Here is a 9,250-nt window from a genome sequence, read left to right as displayed (position 1 = left end):
CTGAAAGGTGTTCTTGGCCAAATCAAGGCCGATTGTGGTAACTTGCATTGGGTGGCTCCTCTCATAAGCGGTTAACGACAACTGCACTATGGCGCATTGCGACGCCCGTTGAAGCAGGGGCCATCCACCCCATCCCGCATCTGTTGAGTTCGAACACGACGCAGCGAAAGGTCGGTTCTCCGAGACCCGCCGTATATCCTCTGCGCAGCGAAGGTTTCAAAAGAGCCCAATCTGTAAATTCGGTTTTCCCGCTGCGAGCGCACGCAGCACGAAAAATGCGGCGGATGCATGGTCATCTGCGCTGCGCTGCAGAGGAAAATCTAGACCTCCTTGGAGAAGGCAGTTGGAGAATTTCGGATATTAATGTTTTGATATTTTGATATTCCAAAATATTGAATGTCATGTTAGTCATGCCTAGCAGCGTAGATTCTGCGCTCGATCAAGGGAGGAAAACCAATGAAAAAGATGTTCGCCATTGCGGCAGCAGCTGCAATTGTGGCTGGCCCTGTTATCGCCCAGGAATACCCGTCCAAAACCATCGAAGTTATCACCCATGCTGGTAACGGCGGTGGCACCGATGTGACGACCCGTATGATGATGATCCGCGCCCGCCGTGAGCTGGGCACCGACATGGTCGTGGTCAACAAAGGTGGGGGCGGTGGTGCCTCGGCAATGGATTATTATCTGACTCAAGAGCCCGACGGGCACAGCATTTTGACCTTCACCATTGGTCACTCTGCGACAGTTGCATTGGGCAAGACAGACATGACGCTGGATGACGTGCGTCCGATTGCCCGGGGTACCGACGATCCCCAGATCCTGATGACCCGTTGTGGAGTCTATGACAGCGCAGAGGCTTTTGTGGCTGCTCAAAAGGATGAACCGCTGACCTATGGAACCACCCATCTGGGGGGTATCGATGATGTATCGGCCTTTATGTTTGCCCGCCGGGGTGAGCTGGCCACGCCAAGGATCGTGCCATTTGAAGGCGGCGGTGAGTTGGCCACACAACTGGTGGCGGAAGCGGTGGATGTGGCCGTTCTGAACCTTGCTGAGGCTGGGTCACAGATTGAGGCGGGTGATATCTGCCCCATCGTAGTACTCGCGCCCGAACGGATGAGCGGGTTGCCTGATGTATCAACCGCGCAAGAGCTTGGAATTGATGCCAATTTCTCAACCGTGCGTGGGTTTGTCGTGCATAGGGATACGCCTGATGATGTGGCCGCCAAGATCGAAGAGGCATTGCTGAACGCAATGCGTCATACTGTTTATCAAGGATTTCTGACATCCGTGGGGCTTGATGCCAGCTCTGTCGCGGGGTCTGATGTTTGGGGTAATCAACTGACCTCGATGCAGTCGGATATGGATGCAGCCCTGCGCGAACTGGGCTTTATCGAATAGGCCCTTCCGAACCCGGACCGGCCTTTTCAATAGGTCGGTCTTTTCCCTACTCATTAATCAATTGGGAACGACACGATGGCGCGCTATGCAGTTCCGTGCGGAATAATAGTCTTTTGCCTTCTGGCCTATTGGTTCAGCACCCAGTTCGACCGGGTGCCACCCATTCTGCTGCGGGGCATGCAGCCTGCGGATTTCCCGCAAATGGTGATGATTCTGATAGTCATCCTATCCGTGCTGGTAGTGATTTTCGACAAACCTGTCGAGAACCCACCCATCCCGGCCAAGGTCTGGATCAGTCTTGGCTTGTTTGTGATTTTTGTCATTGCCGCGCAGCTCGACATGTTTCTGGGGTTGGGTGTGTTTGCCGGGGCGCTTGCCTGGTTCTGGGGGGAGCGGCGCATCTGGGCCGTGGTCCTTGTGGCAGTGGTCAGCCCTGCGTTGATTTTCCTTTTGTTCGATCAGGTGTTCAGCATCCGTTTTCCACACGGGCTGCTGACCAACCTTTGGTACGGGTAGGGTGAATGGAACCACTATTTGCAGGTCTGGCCGCGTTGATGGATCCGAACCTTTTGGTTCTGCTGTTTGCCGCGACCCTTGGCGGGGTGATCATCGGTGCATTGCCCGGGCTAAACGCCACAACCGGTGCCGCCTTATTGCTGCCCTTCACGATCACAATGGACCCGATCCCGGCCATTGCGATCCTGACGACGATCTATTGCGCCGCGACATTCGCCGGCGCGATCACCGCAATCCTGATCAACACGCCGGGCACGTCAGCCAGTGCCACGACTTGTCTGGACGGATATCCGCTGGCGCAACGGGGTGAGGCGGGCCGCGCCCTTGGCATGGCGACGATATCATCGACGATTGGCGGTATCATCTCGGTCATCTGTCTTATGCTGGCGGCCCCGCTGATGGCGCGCATGGCTTATAATTTCGCCCCGCCGGAATATTTTGCGCTGACGGTCTTTGGCATTTCGATGCTGGCCACCATTGGCGATGGCACACCGCTGAAAAACATCATCGCAGGGGCGTTTGGGGTGTTGCTGGCCACGGTGGGCAAGGACCTTTTGACCACGGTTGAACGGTTCACCTTCGGGTTCAACGAATTGTCCGAAGGGATTGGCTTTGTGCCGGTCATGATCGGCATCTTTGGGATTTCAGAGCTTTTGGTGCAGGCCGAACGGCTAGGTGTCGAGCGGCGGCAGGTGTTGATGAAAGCCATCAAACTGCCCAGCCGCGAGGATTATCGCAAGGTTTGGAAGACGATCCTGCGCAGTTCAGGTATCGGAACATTTATTGGTATCCTGCCTGCTGAGGGGGCGACCGTGGCGTCAATGATCGGCTATAATGAGGCGCGGCGCTGGTCCAAAACACCCGAGGAATTCGGTAAGGGTGCGATTGAGGGGATTGCCGGGTCGGAAGCCGCGAATAACTCGGCCACGGGCGGTGCGATGGTGCCCACTCTGGCGTTGGGTATTCCGGGCAGCCCTACGGCGGCAGTCATTCTGGCAGGACTGATGGTGCATGGATTGCAGCCGGGTCCAACGATGTTCACCGAACAGGCCGAATTCGCCTATGCAATCTTCTGGTCGATGCTGCTGGTCAATGTGATGTTCATCTTTGTCGGCCTGTTTGGGGCCAAGCTGTTTGCCCGCGTCACCTTTGTGCCCGTACAAATCCTTTGGCCGATTGTGTTTACTTTTTCCATCGTGGGGGCCTATGCGCTCGATCAATCCATGCTGGATGTCTACATTGCCATCGGATCAGGTGTAATCGGCTATTTCATGCGTCGCTTTGGCTATTCGGTTGTGCCACTGGCCATCGGGCTGATCCTCGGTGGGATGCTGGAAAAGCGTCTGGGCCAATCCCTGATCATGCTGGACGATCAGTGGTGGTTGATGTTGACGCGCCCGTTGACCGTCCTGTTCCTTGTACTAACGGTTCTTGCCCTGTTTGGCCCGTTTCTGTGGGGTCGTCTGTTCAAGCAGCGCGATCCTATGGTGTCCACCGGAGAGTAATTTATGACCAAGATCAAATCTATCCGCACGCGTGTCTGGAACTGGACCGGTCCGACCGTTCCGCCGCAGGGGAATTTCTGCACCAATGCGTCCGACGCGCTGTGGATCAAGGGCGATGCGATGGCGTCGTTCCGGTTTCACCAATGGCTGACCTGCGAGGTTGAGGCGGAGGATGGCACCATCGGTATCGGCAACGCCGCCCTTGCCCCCACGGTGGTCAAGCAGGCGATTGACGATTGGTATGCACCCTTGGTGATTGGCGAGGATCCGTTTGACTACGCCTATATCTGGGAAAAGATGTACCGCCGGACTCATGCCTGGGGCCGCAAGGGGATCGGGATGACCGCGATCAGTGCGATTGATATCGCGATCTGGGATCTGATGGGCCAGCTGGTGAACAAACCCGTGTTCAAACTGCTGGGTGGGCGCACAAAAGAGAAGATTCCTGTCTATTACTCCAAGCTTTATGCCGACTCTGTTGAGGCGATGCAGAAGGAGGCAGAGGAGGCAGCCAGCCACGGCTACACTGCCTTCAAATCTCGCTTTGGTTTTGGCCCCAAAGACGGCATGGCGGGGATGCGCGAGAACCTGAAACGAGTCGAAGCACTACGCGAAGTCTTGGGCTATGACGTGGACCTGATGCTTGAATGCTATATGGGTTGGAACCTGGATTATACCAAGCGGATGCTGCCCAAATTGGCGAATTTCGAACCGCGTTGGCTCGAAGAACCGGTCATCGCGGACGATGTGGCGGGCTATGCGGAATTGAACGCAATGGGCATCATGCCGATTTCAGGCGGTGAGCATGAGTTCAGCATAATGGGCTGCAACGACCTGATTCAGAAAAGAGCGGTCAGCATCCTGCAATATGACACCAACCGCGTCGGGGGCATCACCGCAGCGCAAAAGATAAACGCGATTGCAGAGGCAGCACAGATCCCCGTCATCCCGCATGCGGGTCAGATGCATAACTATCACCTGACGATGGCCAACACGAACTGTCCGATCAGCGAATATTTCCCGGTCTTTGACGTCGAGGTCGGCAATGAGCTGTTTTATTACATCTTCGAAGGCGATGCGGAGGCCGTGGACGGCTATCTGCAACTGGACGATGACGCGCCGGGCCTGGGGATCACCATAACCGATAAGCACCTAAAGCACTTCGAGATCACAGAATGAGCCATTCCGGCATTTGGCCCGTCGCCCCTACGCCGTTTAACGATGACGGCACGCTTGATCTTGACGGGATGAAGCGTGCGCTGGATTGCCTGATTGATCAGGGTGCCGACGGGATTTGTATCCTGGCCAATTTCTCAGAGCAGTTCCTGATCTCGGACGCAGAACGCACGGTGCTGGCGCGGCTGAGCGTGGAACATATCGCCGGTCGGGTGCCGGTGATTGTGACGATCAGCCACTATGCGACCCAAATTGCCGTCGAACGCGCGCAGTTTGCCAAGGATCTGGGTGCGGATATCGTGATGATGATGCCGCCCTACCACGGGGCTTTGCTGAAAGGCACTTCCGAGCAGAGCTTTGAACAGTTCGCTGCAGTGGGAAAGGTCGGTATCCCGATCATGGTGCAGGATGCGCCCTTGTCGGGAGTTGATCTGCCCGTGCCTCTTTTAGTGCGTATGGCCCGAGAAATCGAGGCGGTGAAGTTGTTCAAGATCGAATGCCCGCGTGCAGCCAATAAAATCCACACTTTGATTGAGGCGGGCGGCGATGCAATTGAGGCCCCGTTTGATGGAGAAGAGGCGATTACCTTGCTGGCCGACCTTGACGCGGGCGCAACCGGGTCAATGACCAGCGGGATGATCGTTGATCAGATCAAGCCCGTGATCACCAAGTATCATGCAGGTGATGTGGCCGGTGCAACCGCCGCCTATGGCCGTGTGGCCATGGCGATCAACCATGAAAACCGGCAATGTGGTTGGCAATCCTGCAAGGCGGCGATGGTCGAGGGCGACGTGATCAAATCGGAATTCTGTCGCCACCCAATCCCGCCGCTGCATCCCGCGATCCGGTCGCGGTTGATTGATCTTTTGAAGCCACTGGACCCGCTGGTCCTGCATTGGGGGAGGTGAATGATGAGCGAAACCGCTTGGACAAACGAGTTGCGAGAGTTTGTCGAACTCAAGCCACGGCGCTCTCTGGCCTCTGAGGCTGCGGATAACCTGCGTGAATTCATCATGCTGGGCAAATTAGCTCCCGGCATGCCCGTCCGCGAGCGTGACCTGGCCGAGGCATTTGGGATCAGCCGGACGCCGTTGAAAGAGGCACTGCGCATTTTGGAAGCCGAAGGGCTGATCGTCTATGGCCCCACGCGCCGCCCGCATGTAGCCGACCCATCACTGGATGAAATCAACGATTGGCTGCGTGTGCAGGGCGCGCTGGAGGCGCTCGCAGGGGAACTGGCTTGCGACATCGCAACAGATGCACAGCTTGCCGAAATTGAGCAGATCAACACGGCCATCAAAATCGCCCGTGACACGAACGGACAGTTAGAGGCATTCCGCATGGACATGCAGTTTCACGAGACCATCGTCGCGGCAGCGGGAAACGAGGCTTTGGCGGAAACCCACGCCACCTACAACGCCCGGCTCTGGAGGGTGCGGTTTTTGTCATCGCAGCGCGGCATCAATCCAGAGGCCACGCGGCAAGAGCATCTGGATATCGTCACAGCGCTCAAGGCACGTGATGCGTCAGGCGCGCGGCGCGCCCTGAAAAACCATCTCCGGACGGCTGAGGCCAACATTGCCGCCACCATGAAAGAGGTCAAATGATGCGCCCCAAACTAGCTATTGTCCCAGGTGATCCATCAGGCATCGGACCGGAACTGATTGCAAAGCTTTTGCAGGATAAGCGTGTGCGCGATGCAGCCGATATCCTGTTGGTCGGTGACGCACATCTATGGCATCGCGGGGCAGAGCAAGCAGGCTGCGCCATTGAATTGCGCAGCATAGACGAGAGCGACGTGACCAGCTTTGAAGGTGTGGCGCATTTGAATTTGCAAACGATTGACCCCGATGACGTCCGGATCGCCGAAGTCACAGTGGCCAGCGGCATGACCTCCCTGCGCTGTCTCGACAAGGCGCTGGATCTGGCACAAGCCGGAAAGGTGGATGGGGTACTCTTCGCCCCCTTCAACAAGGCCGCGATGACGGCTGCCGGGCTGAATGCCGAGGATGAACACCGCTACATGGCCCGCTATCTGGGGTTCGACGGGTATCACTCCGAAATCAACGTGCTGGATGATCTGATGACCACCCGGGTGACCAGCCATATCGGACTAAAGGATGTGGCCGCCAATATTGACGCCCCCGGCATCATGCGCGCGGTGGAACTGGCCCATGTGACGCTGGCACGATCGGGCAAATCGCGGCCCCATGTGGCGGTGGCGGCACTGAACCCTCATGCAGGTGACAACGGCAAATTTGGTCGGGAAGAGATCGACGTAATCGCACCTGTCGTGCAGGCCTGTCAGGAAAGGCAGATGAATGTCACCGGCCCTTGGCCCTCTGACACGGTGTTCCTCAAGGCCAAACGGGGTGAGGTGGATGCGGTCGTGACGATGTATCACGACCAGGGCCAGATCGCGATCAAACTTATGGGGTTCGAACGTGGTGTCACCGTGGCCGGTGGACTGCCGATCCCTGTTGCCACACCTGCCCATGGCACTGCCTTTGATATCGCAGGGCAAGGCAACGCCAATGTCGGCGCGACACGGCAGGCCTTTGACCTGTTGGTCCGCATGGCCATCACCGAAATGAAAGCGGCCTGACCGCCCCAACCCATAGGATACGCAAGATGCGCTTTACCCCCCACGGAAAACACCTGATTGCTGGCGATTGGGTGGCGACGGAACAGACGTTTACATCAGAACCCGCGCATGGGGATGCGCATGCATTTTGTGTCGGGACGACCTCCTTGGTGGACCGGGCCTGTGAAGTGGGGGAAGCGGCCTTTGAGACTTATGGTTACAGCAGTGCAGCGACCCGTGCCGCATTCCTGAACGCCATCGCGGATGAGATCGAGGCGCGTGGCGATGCCATCACGCAGATCGGCACGCAGGAGACCGGCCTGCCCGAGGCGCGGTTACAAGGCGAACGGGGGCGAACCACGGGCCAATTGCGACTGTTTGCCGATCATATCCTGAAGGGCGATTATCTGGATCGCCGCCATGATCCCACACTTCCCGACCGTGCCCCGCTGCCGCGCCCGGATCTGAAGATGATCCAGCGGCCGATTGGCCCCGTAGCGGTCTTCGGGGCGTCGAACTTTCCATTGGCCTTTTCGACTGCGGGCGGGGACACGGCTGCGGCCCTTGCCGCCGGATGCCCTGTGGTGGTCAAAGGTCATTCCGCGCATCCCGGTACCGGTGAAATCGTGGCAGAGGCGATCCACGCGGCGATCCAGAAAACCGGCGTGCCAGCGGGTACATTCAGCCTGATCCAGGGGGGCAAACGCGATGTGGGCACCGCATTGGTGCAGCACCCGCTGATCCGCGCCGTGGGCTTCACCGGCTCTCTCGCTGGCGGACGCGCATTGTTTGATCTCTGCGCCGCACGGCCCGAGCCAATCCCATTCTTCGGAGAACTCGGCTCAGTCAACCCGATGTTCCTGCTGCCCGAGGCCGTCAAAACGCGCGGGCCCGAGATCGGTGCCGGTTGGGCCGGATCGCTTACCATGGGCGCAGGCCAGTTCTGCACGAACCCAGGCATCGCCGTGGTGCTGCCGGGTGCCGACGCGTTCGTCTCCACCGCTGAAGCCGCTCTCAAAGACGCGGACGCACAAACCATGCTGACCGATGGCATCGCCGATGCCTACCGGCGCGGTGTGGCCCGCGTCGCGGACGGCGCGACCGAGCTGTTGGGCACGTCCTGCGAGGGTCGTGAGGCCAAGCCATACCTCTACAAGATTTCTGCCAAGGGCTGGCTCGCCAACCAAGATCTACAAGAAGAGGTCTTTGGCCCCTTGGGCATCGTCGTTGAGGCCGAAGATCTGGAACAAATGGCCGACATCGCCCGCGCGATCCAAGGCCAACTGACCTGCACGCTCCATATAGATGACGGTGATACGGCAGCGGCTCAGGGGCTTCTGCCCCTGATCGAACGCAAGGCAGGCCGTATTCTCGTCAACGGCTTTCCAACGGGCGTCGAGGTCTCCGACACGATGGTCCATGGTGGGCCATACCCGGCGTCGACCAATTTTGGTGCCACGTCGGTGGGCACTTTGTCCATTCGCCGCTTCCTCAGACCCGTTTGTTACCAGAATGTACCCGATGCGCTTCTCCCGGAGGTGTTTTAGGACCATTTGAGCCGATCGCTTCGCTTGAATTTAGTTGCTCAAATCAGATCAGACCGAGGGCACTTAGATCGCTTGGGGCACTTGATAGTTATGTCGATGATCGAAGTGAGAGTTGCTTTTGTCGAAGAATGGCGATTGCGGATGCGCTTGCAGCCAAAGACCATTTTGGATGCCCCAAGATTGGCCCCTTCGAGCGACCGCTGCTGTGACTTGGGCTGCGCTACAGCGCAAAGCTCGCCGCAAAAGCAAAGTAATGCTGCATGGGCAAAGGTGGAAAATGCAAGGTCGGTTTTGTCCCGCAACTTACCAATTCATGCACGATGCAGCGAAGGTCGGGAATGCCTAATGATACGATTCCGCCCCCAGCCGGACTCGACCCCTAAAGGCGCGGCTGTTAAGATCAGCGGACCTTTGGTCCGCCGCCCCAGCGACCGTGACCCGAAGGGCAGATCGACGTGCAGCAGGACATGTATGATCCAAAGGAGGCGGCGCGGCTCGGAGAGACGTGTGAGCGACTATTG

The 9,250-nt window shown here is 57.9% G+C and carries 8 protein-coding genes; all 8 read left to right on the top strand.

What is annotated here, in order from left to right; genetic code table 11:
• Positions 1-456: 456 nt before the first annotated feature.
• Positions 457-1,401 (top strand): Bug family tripartite tricarboxylate transporter substrate binding protein, encoded by a 945-nt coding sequence (locus ACFWW2_RS00205; protein WP_393925349.1) that lies wholly within the window; start codon positions 457-459, stop codon positions 1,399-1,401.
• A gap of 75 nt (positions 1,402-1,476) precedes the next feature.
• Positions 1,477-1,917 carry a tripartite tricarboxylate transporter TctB family protein gene (locus tag ACFWW2_RS00200; RefSeq protein ID WP_393925348.1) on the top strand — a complete coding sequence of 147 codons (441 nt, stop codon included), beginning with the start codon at positions 1,477-1,479 and terminating at the stop codon, positions 1,915-1,917.
• 5 nt (positions 1,918-1,922) lie between these two features.
• Positions 1,923-3,422: a tripartite tricarboxylate transporter permease gene (locus ACFWW2_RS00195; protein WP_393925347.1), complete on the top strand. Its 1,500-nt coding sequence runs from the start codon at positions 1,923-1,925 to the stop codon at positions 3,420-3,422.
• Positions 3,423-3,425: 3 nt separating this feature from the next.
• A complete protein-coding gene (locus tag ACFWW2_RS00190; RefSeq protein WP_393925346.1) occupies positions 3,426-4,601 on the top strand; it encodes an L-rhamnonate dehydratase in 1,176 nt (391 codons plus the stop codon).
• On the top strand, positions 4,598-5,506 hold the full coding sequence (locus tag ACFWW2_RS00185; protein ID WP_393925345.1) for a dihydrodipicolinate synthase family protein: 909 nt from the start codon (positions 4,598-4,600) through the stop codon (positions 5,504-5,506). Before ACFWW2_RS00190 ends, ACFWW2_RS00185 begins: the two co-directional genes overlap by 4 nt.
• A gap of 3 nt (positions 5,507-5,509) precedes the next feature.
• Positions 5,510-6,205, top strand: a complete 696-nt coding sequence (locus ACFWW2_RS00180; RefSeq protein ID WP_393925344.1) for a GntR family transcriptional regulator — start codon at positions 5,510-5,512, stop codon at positions 6,203-6,205.
• On the top strand, positions 6,205-7,203 hold the full coding sequence (locus ACFWW2_RS00175) for a 4-hydroxythreonine-4-phosphate dehydrogenase PdxA (RefSeq protein WP_393925343.1): 999 nt from the start codon (positions 6,205-6,207) through the stop codon (positions 7,201-7,203). The genes ACFWW2_RS00180 and ACFWW2_RS00175 overlap by 1 nt, the downstream gene beginning before the upstream one ends.
• A 26-nt stretch (positions 7,204-7,229) precedes the next feature.
• The gene (locus tag ACFWW2_RS00170; protein WP_393925342.1) at positions 7,230-8,729 is read left to right on the top strand and encodes an aldehyde dehydrogenase (NADP(+)); all 1,500 of its coding nucleotides are present in this window, start codon (positions 7,230-7,232) and stop codon (positions 8,727-8,729) included.
• The last annotated feature ends 521 nt before the right edge of the window (positions 8,730-9,250 follow it).

Origin of the sequence: Yoonia sp. R2-816 (assembly GCF_046762905.1) — a bacterium.
Lineage (GTDB): Bacteria > Pseudomonadota > Alphaproteobacteria > Rhodobacterales > Rhodobacteraceae > Yoonia.
Note: the sequence above shows the minus strand (reverse complement) of the source record. Positions and strands in the feature narration are given on the sequence as shown.

Excerpts from the sequence above, each read along its gene's own strand:
- ACFWW2_RS00190 (WP_393925346.1), top strand. The coding sequence starts at position 3,426 with ATGACCAAGATCAAATCTATCCGCACGCGTGTCTGGAACTGGACCGGT.
- ACFWW2_RS00200 (WP_393925348.1), top strand. The coding sequence starts at position 1,477 with ATGGCGCGCTATGCAGTTCCGTGCGGAATAATAGTCTTTTGCCTTCTG.
- ACFWW2_RS00185 (WP_393925345.1), top strand. The coding sequence starts at position 4,598 with ATGAGCCATTCCGGCATTTGGCCCGTCGCCCCTACGCCGTTTAACGAT.
- ACFWW2_RS00170 (WP_393925342.1), top strand. The coding sequence starts at position 7,230 with ATGCGCTTTACCCCCCACGGAAAACACCTGATTGCTGGCGATTGGGTG.
- ACFWW2_RS00180 (WP_393925344.1), top strand. The coding sequence starts at position 5,510 with ATGAGCGAAACCGCTTGGACAAACGAGTTGCGAGAGTTTGTCGAACTC.
- ACFWW2_RS00175 (WP_393925343.1), top strand. The coding sequence starts at position 6,205 with ATGCGCCCCAAACTAGCTATTGTCCCAGGTGATCCATCAGGCATCGGA.
- ACFWW2_RS00205 (WP_393925349.1), top strand. The coding sequence starts at position 457 with ATGAAAAAGATGTTCGCCATTGCGGCAGCAGCTGCAATTGTGGCTGGC.
- ACFWW2_RS00195 (WP_393925347.1), top strand. The coding sequence starts at position 1,923 with ATGGAACCACTATTTGCAGGTCTGGCCGCGTTGATGGATCCGAACCTT.